This is a genomic window from Bartonella sp. LJL80, from assembly GCF_054871565.1.
In genome coordinates, this window is the sequence record NZ_JBTXLM010000001.1 from 74,017 (window position 1) to 95,056 (window position 21,040).

Annotated in this window: 21 protein-coding genes; 10 read left to right on the plus strand and 11 right to left on the minus strand. The window is 49.6% G+C overall.

Annotated features, from left to right (window positions below):
- Positions 1-357 precede the first annotated feature (357 nt).
- Positions 358-585: a 30S ribosomal protein S21 gene (rpsU, locus tag ACYSNS_RS00330; protein ID WP_461721143.1), complete on the plus strand. Its 228-nt coding sequence runs from the start codon at positions 358-360 to the stop codon at positions 583-585.
- Between the two features lie 206 nt (positions 586-791).
- Complete coding sequence (locus ACYSNS_RS00335; protein ID WP_461721144.1) at positions 792-1,604, plus strand: tetratricopeptide repeat protein; 813 nt, start codon at positions 792-794, stop codon at positions 1,602-1,604.
- A gap of 335 nt (positions 1,605-1,939) precedes the next feature.
- Here the strand turns inward: ACYSNS_RS00335 and ACYSNS_RS00340 are convergent, their stop codons facing one another.
- The 3 genes from ACYSNS_RS00340 to ACYSNS_RS00350 form a co-directional block, all read right to left on the minus strand.
- Positions 1,940-3,028 (minus strand): baeRF11 domain-containing protein, encoded by a 1,089-nt coding sequence (locus tag ACYSNS_RS00340; RefSeq protein ID WP_461721145.1) that lies wholly within the window; start codon positions 3,026-3,028, stop codon positions 1,940-1,942.
- Positions 3,029-3,511: 483 nt separating this feature from the next.
- Positions 3,512-4,885: a glutamate--cysteine ligase gene (locus ACYSNS_RS00345; RefSeq protein ID WP_461721146.1), complete on the minus strand. Its 1,374-nt coding sequence runs from the start codon at positions 4,883-4,885 to the stop codon at positions 3,512-3,514.
- Between the two features lie 61 nt (positions 4,886-4,946).
- The gene (locus ACYSNS_RS00350; RefSeq protein WP_461721147.1) at positions 4,947-5,699 is read right to left on the minus strand and encodes a 16S rRNA (uracil(1498)-N(3))-methyltransferase; all 753 of its coding nucleotides are present in this window, start codon (positions 5,697-5,699) and stop codon (positions 4,947-4,949) included.
- Between the two features lie 255 nt (positions 5,700-5,954).
- On the opposite strand from ACYSNS_RS00350, the gene ACYSNS_RS00355 reads away from it, so the two are divergent.
- The 4 genes from ACYSNS_RS00355 (at position 5,955) to ACYSNS_RS00370 (ending at position 9,433) form a co-directional block, all read left to right on the plus strand.
- On the plus strand, positions 5,955-8,045 hold the full coding sequence (locus tag ACYSNS_RS00355; RefSeq protein ID WP_461721148.1) for an FUSC family protein: 2,091 nt from the start codon (positions 5,955-5,957) through the stop codon (positions 8,043-8,045).
- The gene (locus tag ACYSNS_RS00360) at positions 8,042-8,245 is read left to right on the plus strand and encodes a DUF1656 domain-containing protein (protein ID WP_461721149.1); all 204 of its coding nucleotides are present in this window, start codon (positions 8,042-8,044) and stop codon (positions 8,243-8,245) included. The genes ACYSNS_RS00355 and ACYSNS_RS00360 overlap by 4 nt, the downstream gene beginning before the upstream one ends.
- A gap of 5 nt (positions 8,246-8,250) precedes the next feature.
- Entirely contained in the window at positions 8,251-9,123 is an 873-nt protein-coding gene (locus tag ACYSNS_RS00365) for an efflux RND transporter periplasmic adaptor subunit (protein WP_461721150.1), read from the plus strand.
- A 166-nt stretch (positions 9,124-9,289) separates the two neighbouring features.
- Entirely contained in the window at positions 9,290-9,433 is a 144-nt protein-coding gene (locus ACYSNS_RS00370) for a hypothetical protein (protein WP_461721151.1), read from the plus strand.
- Between the two features lie 124 nt (positions 9,434-9,557).
- On the opposite strand, the gene ACYSNS_RS00375 is transcribed toward ACYSNS_RS00370, so the two are convergent.
- On the minus strand, positions 9,558-10,385 hold the full coding sequence (locus ACYSNS_RS00375) for an aldo/keto reductase (RefSeq protein ID WP_461721152.1): 828 nt from the start codon (positions 10,383-10,385) through the stop codon (positions 9,558-9,560).
- 333 nt (positions 10,386-10,718) lie between these two features.
- On the opposite strand from ACYSNS_RS00375, the gene ACYSNS_RS00380 reads away from it, so the two are divergent.
- Entirely contained in the window at positions 10,719-11,021 is a 303-nt protein-coding gene (locus ACYSNS_RS00380) for a hypothetical protein (RefSeq protein WP_461721153.1), read from the plus strand.
- Here ACYSNS_RS00380 and ACYSNS_RS00385 read toward each other — a convergent pair.
- From ACYSNS_RS00385 to ACYSNS_RS00410, 6 genes are all read right to left on the minus strand, one after another.
- A complete protein-coding gene (locus ACYSNS_RS00385) occupies positions 10,991-11,698 on the minus strand; it encodes an MOSC domain-containing protein (RefSeq protein ID WP_461721154.1) in 708 nt (235 codons plus the stop codon). The genes ACYSNS_RS00380 and ACYSNS_RS00385 overlap by 31 nt on opposite strands.
- A gap of 129 nt (positions 11,699-11,827) precedes the next feature.
- On the minus strand, positions 11,828-13,714 hold the full coding sequence (locus tag ACYSNS_RS00390; RefSeq protein WP_461721155.1) for an AsmA family protein: 1,887 nt from the start codon (positions 13,712-13,714) through the stop codon (positions 11,828-11,830).
- A 185-nt stretch (positions 13,715-13,899) separates the two neighbouring features.
- Entirely contained in the window at positions 13,900-14,598 is a 699-nt protein-coding gene (locus tag ACYSNS_RS00395; RefSeq protein WP_461721156.1) for a polysaccharide deacetylase family protein, read from the minus strand.
- A gap of 1 nt (position 14,599) precedes the next feature.
- A complete protein-coding gene (locus ACYSNS_RS00400; protein WP_461721157.1) occupies positions 14,600-15,328 on the minus strand; it encodes a glycosyltransferase family 25 protein in 729 nt (242 codons plus the stop codon).
- A 49-nt stretch (positions 15,329-15,377) separates the two neighbouring features.
- Entirely contained in the window at positions 15,378-16,415 is a 1,038-nt protein-coding gene (locus ACYSNS_RS00405; RefSeq protein ID WP_461721158.1) for a Stealth CR1 domain-containing protein, read from the minus strand.
- Between the two features lie 295 nt (positions 16,416-16,710).
- On the minus strand, positions 16,711-17,595 hold the full coding sequence (locus ACYSNS_RS00410) for a LysR substrate-binding domain-containing protein (RefSeq protein WP_461721159.1): 885 nt from the start codon (positions 17,593-17,595) through the stop codon (positions 16,711-16,713).
- A 93-nt stretch (positions 17,596-17,688) separates the two neighbouring features.
- Between ACYSNS_RS00410 and ACYSNS_RS00415 the strand changes: the two genes are divergently transcribed.
- Positions 17,689-18,093, plus strand: coding sequence for a CidA/LrgA family protein (locus ACYSNS_RS00415; RefSeq protein ID WP_461721160.1), 405 nt, complete (start codon positions 17,689-17,691; stop codon positions 18,091-18,093).
- Positions 18,080-18,790: an LrgB family protein gene (locus ACYSNS_RS00420; protein WP_461721161.1), complete on the plus strand. Its 711-nt coding sequence runs from the start codon at positions 18,080-18,082 to the stop codon at positions 18,788-18,790. The genes ACYSNS_RS00415 and ACYSNS_RS00420 overlap by 14 nt, the downstream gene beginning before the upstream one ends.
- A gap of 158 nt (positions 18,791-18,948) precedes the next feature.
- Here ACYSNS_RS00420 and proC read toward each other — a convergent pair whose 3' ends face one another.
- On the minus strand, positions 18,949-19,764 hold the full coding sequence (proC, locus tag ACYSNS_RS00425; RefSeq protein WP_461721162.1) for a pyrroline-5-carboxylate reductase: 816 nt from the start codon (positions 19,762-19,764) through the stop codon (positions 18,949-18,951).
- A 264-nt stretch (positions 19,765-20,028) separates the two neighbouring features.
- On the opposite strand from proC, the gene folD reads away from it, so the two are divergent.
- On the plus strand, positions 20,029-20,928 hold the full coding sequence (gene folD / locus ACYSNS_RS00430) for a bifunctional methylenetetrahydrofolate dehydrogenase/methenyltetrahydrofolate cyclohydrolase FolD (protein WP_461721163.1): 900 nt from the start codon (positions 20,029-20,031) through the stop codon (positions 20,926-20,928).
- Positions 20,929-21,040: the final 112 nt, after the last annotated feature.

A 21,040-nucleotide genomic window follows, 5' to 3' on the forward strand; every position in this document is an offset into this window, starting at 1 on the left:
TCTAGACTTTTTGTTTACACTGCAAGGGAAAGCTACAACATTACCCATTTCGCTTGCTTCTCTTGTGCTCATCACAATGCAAATAGCGACGATAGGTGAACTTCTTCGGCTTAAATCGATAATCTTGCCGCCATATTGTAATACTCCCAACCATATAAGCGAGATATCAGTCGGTTCATCTATCCCCAATCGAGCTTACAACAATCGATAAAATGAACGTGTTTTTCAAAAGCCTTATAGACAAGACTGCCTTTTATGTGGTATTGGCCCCGCAATGACTTGCCTTTCTACCTTTCAGGTAAAGGGTTTTGGGTTTTACCCATTTAACTTAGACATCGAAACAAAGCAGGATAAAACGTGCAAGTACTCGTTCGCGATAATAATGTTGACCAGGCGCTACGTGCGCTGAAAAAGAAAATGCAACGTGAAGGCATCTTCCGTGAAATGAAGATGCGTGGCCATTATGAAAAGCCGTCTGAAAAGCGCGCCCGTGAAAAGGCTGAAGCTGTTCGTCGTTCACGTAAGCTTGCCCGGAAGCGCGCACAGCGCGAGGGTTTGGTTAGCGGTCGTTCTGCTGCACGCTAATTGCTGTCTCATCCGTCCTCTATTCATCTTTGAAGACTTGGTGTTCAATCTGGAATATCGTTGATAAGATGACAGGACGGACAGGAATATATTTTTAAGCTTTTTGCCTGTATATAAGTGGAGATGCCTTGGGCATTTCCACTTTTTTATTATCATTGGCGCCGTGCGATACGGAACGTTATAGGCCTGAAACGGGATCGGATCATATGAAAAAACTGAAAGCAGCAAGTTTGTTTCTTTTCGGTGCTGTTGTTCTGGCAGGTTGTACATCAAGTCATGCGGTGCTGGATCCTGAAGACGTTGCGCAGGGTTCTCGAGAAAACATCGCTTCGCTTACCTCCGTTATCAATAGCAATCCGCGCGACCCGTCGGGTTATAATGTGCGCGGTTCGGCCTATGGGCGGGCGGGGCGTTCAAAAGAGGCGATTGCCGATTTCACAACTGCCATCCAGCTTAATCCCAATTTCTACAATGCTTACGCCAATCGCGCTTTGATTTATCGTAATATGGGCAATAATGCTGCTGCTCTTGCCGATTATAATCGGGCATTACAGATTAATCCCAGCTATGACGTCGCTCTTATCGGGCGCGGTAATGTTTATCGTTTGAACGGCCAGCTCGATCAGGCCTTCAACGATTATAATCAGGCCATTCAGGGCGGCACCACGGATGGCCGCGCATGGCATAACCGCGCATTGATTGAACAGGCGCGCGGCCAGCATCAGCAAGCCATTGCGGATTTTGGTGCAGCAATGTCGCGCCAGCCAAATGCCCCCGCCCCCTATAATGGCCGCGGCATTTCATATGTCGCACTTGGCGACTGGGACAATGCTTTTGATGACTTTAACGCGGCTATCCGCCTTGATGGCAATATTGCCGAAAGCTGGTCAAATCAGGCCATGGTTTACGAACATCGCGGCGATAAGAAGCGCGCCTTCAATTCTTATACCAAGGCAGTGTCTCTGGATCCGAATTTCAAGCCTGCCCGTGATGGCCAAAGCCGGACGCGCGGCGGCTAGAACGATTCCTGATTGATGTGAATCATCAATCGGATAAGATACCGCGACAAATCAAAAGCTTGAGACGTGCCTGCCGGATAGCATCAGGTCGAAAAGCGCTCTAAAATTTTTCATCTTATGATATCGAAGAAAGCCCGGACACATTCATCTGTCCGGGCTTTTTGATGAAGATATATTATAGAGTCGCTATCCTCATTTGCTCAGGGTGCAATGCGGTGGTTTGGCGGCATGATTTTGCGTATTGCAAGATCAGGCAAAGCAAGCCGGATATACGGGTATAAAACCACGGCGGTGCCCGAAATCGGGCACGCGCCTTGCACTTCTTCGCTCGTATTTTAGACAGCAAAGCGAAAGATTGCTGCAAGCGACTGTTGTTGCGGGATATCGCTTTTGCGCACTGCGAGAACCTTACCGCCATTGGCAAGAACGCGTCCTGCAATCTCGTCAATGATATTGTACGTGTCCGGCCCTTCCTCGCCAAAACTTACAGCACCGGTTTCCTCGTCAACCGTACCATGGATCATTTCATCCATATCGGCCAGCAAAGTGTCGATCTGGCCAAATGTTGCAGCGCGTGCTGCCAAAGCAATATCAGTGGTTGTACGCCCTTCAGAGACCAGTTTTTCAAAACGAGCACGAATATCGGCAATTTGGCGCTCATAGTAGCGATCCAATACCGGACGGGCCAGATCACCAATTTCCGTCGGATTCGCCCGATCCAGACCGGCATTGGCAATTTCCCCGATAAGGTCATGGCCATTGTAAACGGCGCGGAAGGCATTCAAAACCGGTTCGCTGCCGGCGACAATCAAAGGTATGTCGGAATTGGTCAGATAGCGGCGCAAAGCAGAATCGATCTGGCGGCAATATTGCGTCAAGCGCGCATGGGTGTTGGCACCGACCTTTTCATTACCTGTGCCGGTAGCACTGTTCATGTCTTTCGGCATGTTCGGCACTTTGACCTCATAAGGCTCGATATCGCTGGCAATCTCGATCAACCTGACGGTATTTTCCGAAATGGCAAGCACATGCGCGGTATGAGCGAAAGTAATGGAACGCAAAAGCGGGCTTAAAAGAAATCTGTCTGCAACCTCGACCACGGATTTTAGATTATTAGCCAAACGGAATGTCCAGATTCTGTCAGGCGTCGCTAGAACCGCGAGCGTTCGCGCCTGTTTCAACCAGAATTCTTCATCCTCAGAAAGGCTGGTCAGCAGCGCTTCCAAATCCGCCAGGCGCCTCTTGTCCAGCAACGAAGCCGATTGTGCCAGAGCTTCTTTCACTTGATTGGCATATTCAATTTTACATGCGCCAATTTCCGAGGTGATCGGCGTCGTCGGCAGATAGATCGACACACAGGCATCGCTTCTCACTTCGCGAAGTTTATTGAACGCGCCCATTGATGGAATATCGACATGATGCATTGAAAATCCCTTTCCTGCTTGATCTTTCAATAAAGATATGGGGATTTCGTCGCTGCAAAAACAGGCTGACAATGCCTTTAAGCAGGATTGCGGCCGGATAAATTGTCGCAGGCCGAGCACCTTTCAACGCAGATCGCAAGATAGATAAATGAAACAAGCTGGTTACTGACGGCAGAAAAAGTTCTTCGACAGCCTACGCACAATACACGTTCAACCGCCGAAATGTTTCAAGCTTCTAGAGCGTTTTTCAACCTGATGCTATCCGCCCGGCGCGTCTCAAGCTTTAAATTCGTCGCGGTATCTTATCCGATTGATGTTTTACACCAATCGGGAACCGCTCTAGAGCAATTCCCGATAAGTATGAAGCGCATCCGAGGAGAATCGATCACTGGATCAATACTCTCTCCTGCTCCTATCGGATAAGAATTGCGGTAAAACAGCGAGTTGGAGACAAACGATGATTCAACATAGAGAAAATTTGCTCTAATAGGCATATTCCAGGAAGATCGGCTCTACCGATCCACCCCAGACAGAATGATATTTAGACAAGAGACGATCGGCATCGGTTTTACCAATTATCACCACTTCTTCCAAAGGATCCAGAAAACGGCTTTCGTCATTCCCATCGGCATTAAGCTGACGACGGTTTTGCAAGCCCTTACGTGAAATATCCAACGCATGACGTGCCAGTTCCCGGATAGTGGTCTGGCGGAATGGCGTTTGTAAACCAAGTTTAGGCACATGGTTACGCATGTCCAGGACTTCTTCAAATGTCCAATCGCGTGTCATGGCTTCAGCTTGCGACAATGCTTCATCGTCATAAAGCAAGCCGACCCAAAAAGCCGGAAGCGCACAAATTCTACGCCATGGTCCGCCATCGGCACCGCGCATTTCAAGAAAGCGTTTCAAACGCACTTCGGGAAACAGGGTTGAAAGATGGTTGACCCAATCGCCCATATTGGGCACCGGATCGGCGATTTCGCCTCTCAAGGCTCCATCCATGAACTGGCGGAATGTCACATGAGTGCAATCATGATAATGCCCATCGCGAACCACGAAATACATCGGTATGTCGAGCGCCCATGCCGCATAGTCGGCAAAGCCGAAATTATCGGAAAAAACAAACGGCAACACCCCTGAACGCTGGTTATCGGTATCGCGCCATATTTCAGAGCGCCATGACAAGAGACCGTTGGGTTTTCCCTCGGTAAAAGGTGACGTGGCAAACAAGGCCGTTGCAACCGATTGCAGCTTCATCGACACCTGCATTTTTCGTCGCATATCGGTTTCAGAAGCAAAATCCAGATTGACCTGAATGGTTGATGTTCGATACATCATATCCAAACCGTGTTGCCCAACTTTTGGCATGTAATTGGTCATAATCTGATAGCGTGATTTTGGCATTTGCGGGGTTTCATCCAACCGCCATTTCGGGCTACCACCAATTCCTAGAAAACCGATACCGAGCGGTTCGGCAATTTCCTTAACCTGCGCCAGATGCGCGTTAACCTCGCGACAGGTCTGGTGAATCGTTTTCAACGGAGCACCGGATAGTTCGAACTGGCCGCCGGGTTCGAGCGAAATTGCCCCTTGCCCTGTTGGCTCCACAAGTCCGATAATGTTGCCTTCGTCCATAATCGGTTCCCAACCGAGCATGGCCTGCATCCCCTCTAGCAATGCACGGATGCCCTTTTCGCCGCCATAGGGAACCGGACGATTGCCGTCGATGAAAAACGGAAACTTTTCATGCTCGGTGCCGATACGCCATTTCTCGGCAGGCTTACAACCTTCAGCCAGATAGTTGACTAGATCATCGAAATTGTTAACCGCCGTTTCGTCTGTCGTATCACGCGCCATGAATCACACCGTCCATTCACCTTTATCAAGTGTTATTAAGTGAACTGTTTTTAGTTGCGTTTCAAGGGGCTGATGTGTCCGACCAATCGCCCAGTACCGCATTAACAACAGCAAGTGCTGCAACAGCGGCTGTATCAGCTCTTAAAATTCTTGGGCCGAGCGGGATTGAGGTGACAAACGGATAGCCTTTAAGCAATAGCCGTTCTTCCTCGCTAAAACCGCCTTCAGGACCAATCAACACGCCGAGCGGCGCCGGCTGCATCTTTTGTAAAATCAGCAATGGATTTTGTGTTTGTGCCGATTCATCACAGAATATCAAATGGCGGTTTGATTGCCATTGTTGCAAAAGCTGGGGTAAATCCACCATGGCGGCACAATCGGGGATCGACAGAACACCGCATTGTTCTGCAGCTTCAATGATGTTGGCGCGCATACGATCTTCATTCAGCCGTGCAACCTGCGTGTGACGGGTCATAACAGGTTGCAATGTTGATGCCCCCATCTCGACTGCCTTTTGCACCATATAGTCCAGACGCGCATGTTTAAGCGGCGCAAAACAATAAATAAGATCGCCGGCGCGCGGCTGCGGCCTTTCTTGGGCTATAAGCGCGATTGTGACATGCTTCTTTTTCAACGCAATGATTTTGCCGCGCCATTCGCCGTCAGATCCGTTGAACAGAAGCAGATCGGCATTCTCTTTCATGCGCAAGACATGTGTCAGATAATGGGCCTGTTGGTCAACAAGCTGCACCTGCCCGTTCAGCGCCAAAGCGCTGTCGGTATAAAGCCTCTGAAGTCTGTAATTGGCACGCATACTCTCTGTCTGGCAGGCTGCGTTGCGGTCGTCAAGAGGTGTGTTTATCCCCCTGCATCAAATACTGGTCGGTCAGCTTACAAAAAGGTGATTGGAAACGACGCCGAAAGGTAAGTATGCAACGGAAAGAAATCTACATTCACTGTGCGTATGAGTAGCTATGAAACCGTGGGAAAAACAGCTTTGTTGTTCTGACGCGGGCAGACCGGCAGTTGCCGCCCTGCCTGGCAACGCATGTCCCGATGGTGGCTGCCCATGACGGTTGTGGTTAAACAACCAACAGTCTGGGATGTGGTATTCTCACTCAAGACATTTGCGGCGGCGGCACTTGCGCTGTTTATCGCCTTCTATTGCGATCTACCCAATCCCTATTGGGCGATGGCTGCTGTCTATATCGTCGCCCACCCTCTTTCAGGCGCCTTGACGTCTAAAGCCATCTACCGCCTTTTAGGCACTGCAATCGGCGGCATGGCAACGGTCGTTATGCTGCCGCAGCTTATCACTTCGCCTGAACTCACAACATTGGGGCTGGCAGCATGGCTTGGAGCCTGTCTTTTTGTCAGCCTGCTTGACCGCAGCCCAAGGGCTTATGTTTTTATGTTGGCAGGCTATACGGCCACCCTCATTGCCTTTCCTATCGTGGACACACCGGAGAATGTTTTCACTTACGCCACCAATCGCGCTGAAGAAATCGGCGTCGGTATTATTTGCGCGGCCTTGGTGGGACGGTTGGTTTTCCCGCGGCACGCCGGACCTGTGCTTGCCGGGCGGATAGATGCCTGGCTGAGAGACAGTGCCGATCTTGCGCTCAAAAGCATCCGTGGACAAGGCAACACGACCGAAGCCCTCAAAAGTCGGCAAAAGCTTGCCATTGACGCGGTTGACCTGCGCAATTTCACCACCCATGTCGCTTATGACACGTCATCATTGCGTTCAACCGTACATGCCATGCGTATTCTGCAAAGCCGCATGGTGGCGTTGTTGCCAATGGTTGCAAGCTGTAATGACCTGATCAGACTGCGAGACAGGCTGATTGCTGAAACCTATCAGGGCAACAGCAATAGTGACAAACTGGATCACCTGATCAATGTGACAGCAGAATGGCTGGAAACGCAAACCGCCATGGACGGAAACGATCTGACCAAAATGCGCACATTGCGTGACGCGATTTTGGAAGATATGTCGCAATCAAAAAGATGGATCGATCTTATATCGCGTAATCTGACTGTGAGATTGACCGATATCATTCAGATTTATTCGGATTGTCTCAATTTACGGCAGGATATTGTTGATGGCACCAGGCATAAATTGCGCTGGCACCGTTTCGACTTTCTCGGCGATGTCCAACCCATCCATTATGATTATGGGATGGCATTTCTTTCCGCCTTTGCCGCTATGCTGGCTGTGCTCATATCTGTAACATTCTGGCGCTTGAGCGAATGGCCGCAGGGCGGAACGGCTGCCATGATGACCGGCATTTTCTGCTGTCTTTTTGCGACGCAAGATGATCCCGTGCCGATGATCCGCAGTTTCATCAAACAGCTTCTGCTTGTGCTGCTGATTGCCTTTGTGTTCCAATTTGCTTTGTTTCCTCTGGTTGATGGTTATATTCCGCTCATGCTGGCACTGGCGCTTGTGCTTATTCCAGCCGGTATTTTGATGACCATTCCTTCACGGTTCATGATGGGCATGGCGATTACGGTGAATTTACCAAATCTTCTTTTGCTGCAATCACGCTTGAATGATGATTTTTATACATTTATCAATGCCAATACCGCCATGATATTGGGTATTATCATCGCAGCAGCAACCACCGGTATCGTGCGCTCTGTCGGCGCCGAATGGAGTGCAAGCCGGCTGGTGCGTTCAGGTTGGTCCGATATTGTACAAGTGGCCGAAAAGCAGAACAACGTCAAAGCCCATAGCCGGCTTTTGCACCGCATGCTTGATCGTTTTGGTCTGGTTGCACCACGATTGGCAGCTATTCCGGCGGATTCCCATATTGGCGGCGCTGACATTCTCAAAGATGTGCGTGTGGGATTGAACACTATCGAGCTCCAGCATTTAAGAGATACACTTGGCCCCACCAGCCGCAAGCAGGTTGACGTGGCGTTACAACAATTGGCACTTTATTACCGCTCGAAACTGCGCCATTTCCACGATCCTGACGGCACGGCCCTGCTTCAGAGTCTTGATGCGGCGCTCAATCGTCTGGTGCATACGCGCAACAATGATAATCATCAGCGTATTTCATTCGCACTAACGGGATTGCGGCAAAATCTATTTGCACAAGCCCAGCCATTTATAGCGGTTTCACCCACAAAAAGCAGAGGGCAGGACGCATGAATCCGGAAATCGACATTTATGGCGTTTACCTACCAACGCTCGGCATATTGGCTTTGATCAGCTATTTCATCAATATTGGTTTGCAATGGCTGATCAGCAAAGGCGGTCTCGGTCGGTTTATCTGGCATCGGGCGCTATTTGCCGCGGCGACCTATTTTATTATTCTGGGCACACTTTCCTTTATCACAACACGGATCTGACTGACATGAGCAAGCTTATCGCCAATTCCGGCCGCATTTTTCTGACACTTGTCATGGTTGTGGTAGCTGGTCTCCTCATCTGGCATATGTGGGATTACTACATGAATGATCCATGGACACGCGACGGCAAAATAAGTGCCGATGTCGTACGAATTGCCCCCGATGTTTCAGGTTTCGTTACCGAAGTGGCCGTAAAAGACAATCAGATGGTCAAAAAAGGCGACGTCATTTTCAAAATTGATCAGGCCCGCTTTACCTTGGCACTGGAGGATGCGCAGGCACAAATTGACAATGCCAAGGCTGCCTATGATCAAGCCAAGCGCGATTTGGAACGCTATCGAAAGCTTGACGAAGCCACGGTAACACGCCAGCAATTGGAAACATCCGAAATGCAGCAACTGCAAGCCGCCGCGGCCTATCGCAAGGCTCAGGTTTCCCTCGACACCGCCAAGCTTGACCTTGAGCGCTCGACGGTAAGGGCTGCCGTCAATGGCCAGATAACCAACTTTTCATTGCAACCGGGCGAATATGTTACCCGCGGGCAACCGGTCACTGCGCTGGTCGATACAGATTCATTCTACGCTTCAGGCTATTTCGAGGAAAACAAGCTGGATCGTATCCATATTGGTGACCGTGCAACTATCCACATTATGGGATCCGACACAGTATTAACTGGCGCCGTTGAAGGTTTTGCAGCCGGGATTGAAGACCGTGAAAGGACACAATCGAGCAATCTTCTGGCCAATGTAGCCCCGACATTCAACTGGGTCAGACTGGCGCAGCGTATCCCCGTTCGCATCAAGCTCGATCCGGTACCACAATCCATCCATCTTGTTTCGGGCCGTACTGTCAGCGTTGCTATTGATGAAAAACGCTAACCACAAACAGAGAGTGACCGCGCTGCAACAGATTTAAGTTTTTTTTACTTTAATGCGAAAAAGCGCAACAAAAACGCGTCTGTTACATTGTCGTAAAAATTACTTCGCTATATGACATCATCAATTCACACTTTTGCATCACTGCATATCTGATCGGAGAACAAAAATGTCTGCAAAGAGAGCCACTTTCGTGACTGTCGCAGCCCTTTTCACATTCATACTCGTCGCTGCCGGTATCGGCTCTGTTGGCGCAGGCGATAAACAGGTTATCGCCGATGATGGATATGGCATTACCTCTTCTATCAATTGAACGCATAATCCTTGACAAAAAAGGGGCCACTCAGGCCCCTTTTATTTTGTGTCATCCAAGGTGAGAACTTATTCATTTAAATAATAAAGTCCTGACGCTCGGTTTCTGCTACGCCCGTTTGCAATCAACCGCAAAACTCGGCAGGATCACCGCCTGTGCGGCCATCGGCCCGATCAATGGCAGCAATTTGATCATGATCGCCTGCTGTAAGCTTGAAATCGAATATATCGAAATTTTCTGCCATGCGGATAGGCGATTGCGATTTGGGAATAGCTACCGTACCCAGTTCCATATGCCATCTCAGAATAATCTGCGCCACAGTTTTGCCGTGGCTATCAGCAATTGCTTTCAAAACTGGATTATCCAGCAATATGCCACGCCCCAGAGGAGCCCAAGCTTCGGTGAGGATGTTGTTTTTCTCGTGAAAAATGCGCAGCTCTTTTTGCTGGAATTGCGGATGCAGCTCCACTTGATTGAGCACCGGTGCAACACCCGTTTCCTGCATCAGACGTTCCAGATCGACAATGCGGAAATTGCAAACACCGATTGAGCGCACGCGCTTCTCATCACGCAGGCGAATAAGCGCTTTCCATGTTTCGACAAAGAGATCCTTTGCCGGAACCGGCCAGTGGATGAGATACAGATCAACATAATCTGTGCCCAGACGTTTGACACTCTGATCGAAGGCTTTGAGTGTCTGGTCAAATCCCTGATCCGTATTCCAAACCTTGGTTGCGATAAATACATTTTCGCGGCCAATACCGGCTTCTACAACGCCCTGCCCGACACCTGTCTCGTTATCATAGGCTTTGGCGGTGTCGATATGTCGATAACCGGTTTTGATTGCTTGGCTGACAGCTTGTTTTGCATCTTGATCGGATATCTTCCAAACACCATAGCCAAGTTGCGGGATGGTGTGACCATCATTCATTTTTATCAAAGGGACTGTCATGTTTTTTCCTCATCATCGTCTTTTTATACGAATGGCTGATCGCCATTAAACCTCTTCCGCAATATAGGGTCGCACGCCTACGGTTGCAAATAGGCCCGCTGTTTTGTCTTGTTAAGGCAGATCTCGCCCCCATCATTTAAAGCATATTTCGATCTAACAGGATCAGATCGACGCTCTAATCTCTTATTCACACCGCGTTTTTTATCCTAAAAGCGCTTCAGACTTTTCGGAAAACGCTCTAACAGGACAGCATTCGGCAGACCCACAGCTGGACAATCATCATGCCTGATCCTATCTTATTCAGTGATGATTGGTGCTAAAGGTGACAGATTGATGACAACCGACCGGACTATTTCAATCTCAGCTACACACGCTTATCCGGGATGCACCTTGACTTCTGAAAATTCGCTTGCCGAAAATGGTGATGGCCCGTGCCTGATCACCTTTAGCGATGGAGCTTTTGTGGTCGGGTTGTGGCAAAGTTTGGACGGGCAGACGTGGTGTCTTACCATCCCTTCTTATAAGACGACCAGCGGTACGACCGTGGCCGAGAAGGCTTGGCGTGTGATTGCTGATGGCAACAGCCGCTATAAAATAACACGTCGCTATGCGCCACCCTCCGTCGATCCTGTTTGAGGGCCATTCAAGCGTTTCGACCAATCTTCAACCGCGCGGTTACGCAGCCTTTTGACAGCCAAATCGCGCCAGCTTTGTGCCAGAACCTCCAGTTCGGCAATTTCTTCCAGAGCCGACCAATTATACCGATCGACATAAAGAATGTGCCATAAGCGATAAATCGACCAATTTTCGCATAAGCGATCGATGCGGCTCAAAGTATCATCGGCATCAACGCTCCCCTCCTGCAACACGCGATAGTACCAGCCTGTCCTGCCGCTATTTTGCACCAGAAGTGCCATGTTCTTGGTCTGAAAGCGTAAATTGAGCTTGAAACAGGGTTGCCGCCCCTGCGATACCTGCACCACAGCCTTTCCCAAACTGAAGACATCGCCGACGCAGATATTCCGTTCATTAATCCCTTGTGTCGCGATATTCTCGCCAAATGCACCTGGCTCTTGCAACACATCTAAATCACCCAATTCGTTGCGCCAGACTTGATAATGGTCGTAATCATAATGATGGACAGCTTTTTCCAATCCGCCATGATGGCGGGTATCCGCTTGCATGTCGCCTTGAAAACCGGTTTTGCTCAGAAAAATCGATCCGCCTATAGCCCTTTTCCCAATGCCGCTTGAAACTTGCTGCGGCCCCAAAGGTGCAATTTTTCCAACTCTGAGAGATAAAAGCCTGATCAATTTAAAGTCCTTGCTTCAACCAAATTTTCTTGCGGATAATACTGAGATGAAAGATCAACGTCGTTCCATTTTCGATATTTTTTGAAAAAATATCAAATATCGGACAATGGCTCATCTTTTGCATGAAGCCTATTGATCTCCATTGACCCGTTTTACAACAATATTACCGTCGGACGAGCTATTACCAATCAGCGAAAATACGATTGGTTGCTGCAAACTGTTCTGCAGGCAGATGACATCGGCACACACGGTATCGGAGCGCTGATTTTTCTGTAAAACGGATTGCAGGTCAACCGCGTAGCCAGTGGCGCTTTCACCCTGCAGCGCTGCTGCCCTTCCCCCGGTTATTGCCATTGTCCAGTCGCCGATACGCATGGCGGCTTTATTGATTGTGAAATTTCCCGCCGCAATCTCTGCTTCGACATCAAAGCGGTCAAACGCGGTAGAAACATCCTCAGCGCGGTTGAGCGCAAACGTATTTTCGGACGCCAGCCGTGTACGAATGTCGTCAATGCTATATCCATCAATGCTGCCGGCACCCATGTTCAATGTCAATTGACCGGTCATTTGCGACGCCACCTCCGACCAACGGTTGAAGGGAGCACGCATAATCAGAATGAAGCCGGTTTTCGCATTGATAATAGAGGGCCGTTGCAACGCTTGGGTCATTGCCTGTACGTCTATAGACGCACCGGAAACACGGCCTTCAATCGTCGCCTGTTGGCCGCTACGACTGATTTGTATATTGCTTTGCAGCGCGCCGCCAAAGGCGTTCGCATTGCCGAGATCAAATATGGCGCGGCCATTGCGGATCTGGATGGCCGCCGCCAAGTTGGTCAGCGTGACATTGCTTAGCTTGGCTTCCGGTGCTGACAAACGAATATCAAGACCGATTCGATCCAAGACATTCAAATCCAATATTTCATTTTGATCTTCATCAGGAAACAGTGCCGCAACCAAAGTATTGAGATCAAGGCTTTCAAATGCCAATGACCCTGACGTAACCGGCACGCTTTGTTGATAACCGACCTCCAGCGCACCACGGGCGCTGTCATTGCCCAATTTGAACACGACGTCATTAAGCTGGATACGCTCAGGCTGCGCGGTAAAACCGGATTCCCACACCACAGTTGCTTTTAGGCCCTGTCCCAACATATTTTGATAGCCAAGCCAATCCAGAGTCTGGTTCCACCCCGGAGAACGGGCAGCAAGATGTCCATCAAAATAGTAATTTTCGGATAATCTGCCATGGCCATCAAACGTTACGCCTCCACGCAGTGAATTGAGGCTGACCCTGATCTGGCTGTTTCCACCAGCAAGAAGCAGCAATGCCTGTGCCGCATCAATACGCAATTCGGTCAATTGACCGTGCCAGCGCGCATTGGCGCGAAAACTGGCTGCACGGGTTGAATCCGGCCATTCCATCACAGCATTGATTGCGGTGATTTTTTCGGCCATGCCGCCAAGACTTTCCCGATAAAGCAGCTCGCCATTCTCAATGACAATGCGCCCGAAAGGCTGGTTCAAAAGCCGCGTCGTATCCGGCCTATCAGGATTGGTGCCGACGATTTCACGCGCCTCGCGTACGGCAAGCCCTAACGAGCCTTGCGACCGCGAAATTGTATCGAAAAAATCCGCAAATGTTTTAACCGGTTCCTCAACGATGAAATGCGGACGGATAATCCGTGTTTCCGAAAAAGAAACGCGCCCCAAAAGGGCATCAACCAATGAAAGATCGACTTCAATACACTCCGCTTCCATCAAAGGTGACGCATCGTCCGCCATCGGCGTCAATGTCACACCGGATAAGGATGCACGTGGATAGGGAAAAAGCTCCAGATGCGGGGCTTCGCGCAATTGCACATTATATCCGGTCCAAGCGCTTAAATCCTGTGCCAGACGTATGCGAATTGCATCGGTCGAGACAAGATAGGGCAGCGCCAATGCAATAGCGGCCATGGCCAATAAAACGACCAAAACAACGCCCACCACAATTCTTGCCGACCGACTGCGCACATTCACCCTTTACTCTCTGTTAACCATAACAGAGTAAAACCGGATTACATTTCGGCTTCCAGCCCAAAGGTTGTATCTGAAATGCCCTTGTTTAAATTCGTTGCCGGGTTCGATCCCGGCATTTTTTTGCCGATAGACCCGCGGCCTAACGTGCATTTAAGCATTAAACGACCATCGCGGTATTTTCAACGCCAAAGGCATTTTGCCAGGAAATGCAGAAGCGTGTCATTGCGACGCACACTATGGCGCGGCAGTGTATATGCGTCTTCATGACCATGGGCCCGCCCTTTTCGTGTGGTTACGGCAAAATCATAGCCGGCCTGTTTCACCCAATCGCGCACAGAGGTGTTTTCGTCACCATAAGGATAGGCAAAAGAGCGTATTTTCTGTCCCAATTGATCTTCCAATATCTGCCGTGACAACCCAATCTGGCGCTTGGCCTCGTTGCTTTCCAGCTCGGTTAAATGGACATGGTCCAAAGTGTGGCTTCCAACTTCATGGCCCTCAGCGGCCCATTGGCGCATTTGTTCCACTGTCATCAACGTTTCACGGGCAGCGCGCGTATCATCCCAAGCATTGTCCAAGCCGCTGCGATGAGGCACAAAGAAATTGGTGGCTGTAAACCCGAAGGATTTCAGCACCGGCATGGCATGCCGATAAACTGAAAGGAAGCCATCGTCAAAAGTAATAGCGGCAATCCGTCCGGTTTTTTCACCTTTTATATAGGGCATGGCTTCGACAAGCGATACCCCTTTAAAGCCCAGCCGATGCAGCATACGCATTTGTTTTTCAAAATTTTTTATCGTCACATAATTGGACCGCGACGGTGTACCGGCGCTAGGCGGTTGGCCTATATGGTGATAAAGAAGAATGGGAACGGCCATTTCATACCTCCTGCTTATCCGACAGAGCGGCTATGCGACGGCGATAAAGCGGACGGGCTATTTCGCGATAGATACGTGCCCAAAGTCCGCGTCGGCTTTTAATGGTCGAGCCACCAAGTTCAGACGATATTTCACGCACACATGGAGGCAGCATAACGGTTGGGTGCACGCCCGTTTGCCAATAAAGCTGCATCGTCGTATCGACCGGTCGATCAAATTGCCGGGTTGCCTGCAAGAGTTTTGCGGCAGCTTCGCGGCCCACAAGCTGCGCCACTTGTCCAAGACCGATACGCTTCGGTTTTAACAGGCGTTGTTCCCCATCCTGGGCAATAATGCGGCCATCTTCGCGCTGTCTGAAAGGAAAACGAATGAAATCCTGAGGGGTGGCGTGACGAATGGCAAAATCGAAAGCCGCCAAAAAATTGTCCCCCAGCTCCACATCATCCTCGATAACAAAACCGGCTTCCAAATTGTCATCGACAATTTGCTGCCATGCGGCGCGGTGGGACAAGAAGCAGGCAATCTCATTTGCAGATAGCTGAAACGGGTAATAGGGCTTATAAAGCCTTTTGCGATAGGCGGCTTGCATATCGGCTTTACCAAGCTCGCGGCTGTCTACCGCTTTGATAATCTCCGCATGGCAAGGCAAATTGCCGATCAACCGCGAAACCTGCGCCTGGCGCTCGGCCGCGCGCTCCAAATGGATGATAAAGGCTTTTACATTTTTCATATGGCTTACTCTATCCGGACGCCTCGAACGAAAACCGTAGTTGCGGCATTCAAGCCATGCCCGTATCGTCGATTGTTGGCAAATCTATTTGGTCTTTTAACATTTGTATCACAGCAGACGGAAGCTGTGCCTGAAATTTAGCAATCAGCGTATGATGAATATGCGCGCGCATTGCCGGTTCCAATTGTTCAAAACCTTGTACGCAACCATAGGGAACACTGGCCTGCTCGATGAGATGCAAAGCGGTTTCTATATTTTTTGGTTTAACATGGTCAATATAAGCAATTCCCTTGCTTTCAACAATCTTGGCCGTTCCCTTGGCTATTTCTAAATTATTAGCGAGTGACACCAGATTGAATTGCGCAATATCACGGTAGCGGAATTGAACCTGATGATTGAGGATATCGGGGTGATTGGCAAAATAAGTCGATAAAGTCGACCGGCGCAGCGGATGCGGCATATGGTGAACGCTGAAATAATCACCCTTGATACCTGCCAATACCGCAGCTTTGGTTTGCGACATTGCATGATTTGGCCGAACGTAACGATAGGGCGTCGTTAATTCTAACAAGCGTTTAAAACGATATTTCCAGCGTGCTGTTTCCGGCTTGGCCCAGTCGCCGGAGAGAACGGGATTCCCTTGATCGAAAAAATCCGTTTGCCGGATTGCGGCATTGAGAAAGAAATCATCATTTGCATAGATAAAATGCTCTGAAAGGTCTTTTATCCGCCAAACGGTCGATTCAATTGCACGCGCATTAAAAGAAGGGCGAATTGCCGGTAGACCATCAAAAATCTCGTCATGGCTGACTATCTTGATGAAGGACGCATCGCATTTTCCCTCGTCAAAAAACGCATTCAGCAGATGTGGTTTTTGATTGTCAGTCACCAACAAGATACGGCGAATAAAGGGGGCATATTTCAGGATTGACGCCAAATGATAATAGATTTCGCCATTATCTTGATAGCGCTCCTGCGATACAGCTTCAGCATGGGTTAAATTGCCTGAAGCCCGATAGGTATTGCGCGCAGCAATATGGGCCGGATCCTGTCCGTCAACCCAGGCAATGACATAATCTATCTCCACACCGAATTCCTTTTCACACGTGCTTCCTGCGCAGCTGCATGTTGTCCTACGTTGCAGACAATAGGCTCCATGTCATGATGATTTTGTTAAAAAACTTCAAGCCATTGATAAATATATGCGCAAACTAAGCCGAAAACGCACGCTTTAATCGGGCAAGATAAAACAGCTGCAATCTGCTTTATTGAAAAGCTCATACCCAAGTATACCACCCGCTTTCCACTTTCCTTCGCATCTTTTCGCTGTTTATTCTGCCATATCGTTTTATTGCATCAGTCCTGACCCCAGACGAATTGCATCATGTTTGTGGCTGATGATAGTCGCGCGACAATTTTAACCATTCGCGCGCAGCATAGGATAAATGGTTTTTTTGCCGCCATACCAGCGCCATATGCCAATCGATGGATGTGCCGGTAATTTCCACCACCCTAACATTGGGTACTTGGCGTTTTTGCGCAATCATTCGCGGCAGAAAACCGACCCCCATACCGGCTCCAACAAGCCCGAAGAGAAAATCAATCTGGCTGGAACGCGCGGAAATTACCGGTTCCAGGCCCTGTTTCCTAAATACATCCAGGACAATGGGTGTCAAAGCAAACTGGCTTTCAAACAAAACGAATGGGTGCAAAGCAAGCTCGGTTGCCGTCATCTCGGTTCGGCTCCCCGCAAGGGCTGCCGGCATTAAGGCCACCACCGGTTCATTGCGCACATCCTGATAATCAAAACCGTCTGCCACCGGGAAAAGCGAAGCGGCAAGTTCGATTTCCCCCAAACGAACGAGCTCTTCCAGTTTTTTACTGCCATGCTCCACAATATTAATGTCGATCTGGGGGTGCGCGGCCGTATATCGCGCCAAAACCGGTGCAAATAATTCCGAGCTGCCGATAGGCGGCAAACCTATTTTTAGTACGCCGCGTTTCAAGCCCTTAAGCTCCGCAATTTCCCGCAGCATTGCCTCTTCTTCCGCTAAAATCCGCAAGGCATGGCGATACACATATTCACCGGCAGATGTAAGCTGCAGCTTTCCCTTGCCGCGATTGATCAATCGGACATCATAAGTGGTTTCAAGCTGCGCCAGCGATTTGCTGACGGTAGACTGCGTAGCGTTCAACACTTTGGCCGCCGCTGAAAAGCCGTTCTGGCGGATAATTTCGACAAAAGCTTCAAGAGTTCTCATTTGCATAACTATTCCATATCAGAATAGTTGAAATGAAATCAATTCATTTTACGAATGATGTGTTCTGACCTATCTATCATCCCATAGGAGTTACGTTAAATGCCTCACCGTATGACTGTTCAGATGCGCCACTTTCTTCACCACAGCGTTATCGCGCAAATGGGGTTGCTCGGCCTGTTCTGGCTTCTGGGTGAAGCGATTTCCCGCGTTCTGCACCTGCCAATTCCCGGTGGAATCGTTGGTATGGCGCTTGTATTATGCTTACTCGCCAGCGGTAAAATCAGCCTTTTCAGCATGAAGCGTGGCGCTGAATGGCTGCTGGCCGAGATGTTGCTATTTTTTGTGCCTGCTGTTTTGGCTTTGTTGAACCACAAGGAATTTATTGGTCTTCTGGGTTTGAAAATCCTAATCGTCATTTTGGGTGGCACGGTTGTTGTCATGACCATAACCGCATTGACAATTGATATGTGTTACCGTTGGACGGTGCGCCATGTCAAAAACTGAGCTATTTTTTCATCCTATCGTGCAAACCGTTTTCTGGTCTCTTGTCACCATCGTGCTTTACATGGTGGCAAAGTCGTTCTACCGGCGTTTTTCTTTTTGGTGGTTGACGCCACTGGCTGTCACACCGCTTCTTGTCATGATTGTCGTCGTGGCACTCAATGGCGACTATGCCCACTATATTGGCGCGACCCATTGGCTGCTCGCCATATTGGGCCCGGTCACCGTGGCGTTTGCGGTGCCTATTTGGCAACAACGAGAAACGATAGCCAAAAACTGGCACATATTGGCCATCGGCATTGTTGTTGGTTCCAGCGCCTCCATGCTGTCGGCTTGGGGATTAGCCACACTCTTGCAGCTTGATAACTCGATGCGCCTCAGCCTTATGCCGCGCTCCATGAGCACACCCTTTGCCATGACGGTTTCCGGCGACATTGGCGGTATTCCCGACCTCACCGCTATCTTCGTGGTGATGACAGGCGTGTTAGGCGCTGCCTTGGGTGAAGTTATCATGAAATATATGCCGCTGCGCTCTTCGCTTGCCCGCGGTGCTCTGTTCGGTATGGGTGCCCATGGTGCCGGCGTTGCCCGTGCCCATCAAATCGGCAGTGAAGAAGGCTCGATCGCCGGTCTTGTCATGGTGATGGTCGGCATTGTCAACGTTTTGATGGCCCCGTTGATCGGTTGGGCACTACGCTAGATAGGTTCCCGATAGATGTGAATCTTCAGCTGGATAAGATACCGCGACAAATCAAAAGCTTAAGACGCGCCGGCCGAATAGCATCAGGTCGAAAAGCGCACTAAAAAAGGCGCTGGAAAATACCAGCGCCTTTCTTGATAGCCTGTCGCCTGAACGGCTTATGCCTTACCAAGCTCTATCGAGCGCTCTGTCGCAGCTTTTACCGCCGCGCAGATCAGTTTTTCCAATTTTTTGTCATCCATCAAAACCGCTAGTCCGGCAGCGGTCGTGCCATTGGGGCTTGTGACCTGCTCACGCAAGGTGGTGGGTGAAACATCGCTTGCCGCAGCAAGTGCGCCAGCGCCTTTAACCGTCTGCATCGCCAGAAGGGCGGCGGTTTTTTCCGGTAGACCGACATCGACACCGGCTTGTGTCAATGCTTCGATCATATGGAAAACATAGGCTGGGCCAGACCCTGACAATCCGGTCACAGCATCCATCTGGCTTTCATGTTCCACATCTGCGACAGCGCCATTGGCAGCCAAAAGCTTGCGCACAAAAACGTGGCTTTGATCGCTGACATGGCTATTCGGGCAGATAACCAGCATCCCCTCGCCGATGGCTGCAGGTGTATTCGGCATACAGCGAATAATGGCAGCCTGATTGCCCAGAATATTTTCAAAAAACGCGATCGAAAGACCGGCTGCAACGCTCAAATAAGCACTTGTATCGGCGTATTTTGCATAATCGGGTGCGACTTTTCCCATAACCTGCGGCTTAACTGCAAAAACAATCAGACCCGGCTTTAAGCCTTGTGGAAGCTCCTGTGCGCCAGCAGCAACATGCACACCCAGCGTTTCAGCGCGGCTGCGCAGGGCATCTGTTGGTTCCACAACATAAACTGACGATGCCGAAACGACCTTCTTATCTATCCAGCCCTTCAGCATGGCAAAGCCCATATTGCCACAGCCCACCAATACAAGTGTATCGCTCATAGTCACATCCTTCCGATTTTTGAATCTTTGGCCTTCATTCAAAGGTCATTTACTCTATTGCTAGTGCAATTCCCAAAAAGTGTGAAGCGGTTTTCACAAAAGAATGGCGACAAAACAACAACTGAAAGCACGTATTTAACCATTGAGCACCAAGCGCGCTTTGGCCTATCCGGCACATGGTTTCAATATTGCCACAAAACACTGTTTTCTTGTCAACAAATGCTTTAAAGCAAAATGAAGAATGCCGACCGAAAGGATTTCTCCATGGCCAATGTGATTGATGGAAAAAAGCTCGCTGAAGACATCCTTGCCAAAGTAAGGAACGAAACAGCGTCTTTGCGTGAAACAAACCAGATACAGCCCGGCATTGCGGTGGTTATCGTGGGTGAAGATCCGGCAAGTCAGGTTTATGTCGCCTCCAAAGGCAAACGGGCCGAAGAATGCGGCTTCCTATCCATCAAACATGATCTGGAAGAAAACACCAGCGAAGAGCAATTGCTCTCACTGATTGAAAAGCTCAACGGCGATGAAAAAATCCACGGCATTCTGGTACAATTGCCTTTGCCTGCGCATATCAATGCCGATCGCGTTATCCAGACGATTTCGCCCGAAAAGGATGTCGACGGGTTCCATTATATAAATGCCGGAAAATTGGCCACTGGCGCGATCGACGACGCTTTTGTGCCATGCACACCTGCGGGGGCGATGATTATGATCGAGCGCCAATTGGGCAATGACCTGTCCGGCCTTGATGCGGTTGTTATCGGGCGTTCCAACATAGTTGGAAAGCCGATGGCAGCACTACTTCTCGCGGCCAATGCCACGGTCACCATTGCCCATAGCCGCACGCGTGAGCTGGACGATGTCTGTCGTAGTGCGGATATTCTGGTTGCTGCTGTAGGCCGTCCGCAAATGGTCAAGGGCGATTGGATCAAGCCAGGTGCCACAGTCATCGACGTTGGTATCAATCGCGTTGCCGCACCGGAAAAGGGTGAAGGGAAAACCCGTTTGGTCGGCGATGTCGATTACGAAGACGCGGTGCAATATGCCGGTAGCATAACACCAGTACCTGGTGGCGTGGGCCCGATGACCATAGCAATGCTGATGGCCAATACATTGAAGGCCGCCTGTATGGCCAACAAATTACCTATACCGAAATTCTAGAGCGTTTGCCGAAAAGTTTGAAGCGCATCTATGGGGAAAACGATTCACAGGATCGTTTCCTTACCCCATGACGATCGGATGAAAAACGCAGTTTCAACAAGAGATCAGAGCG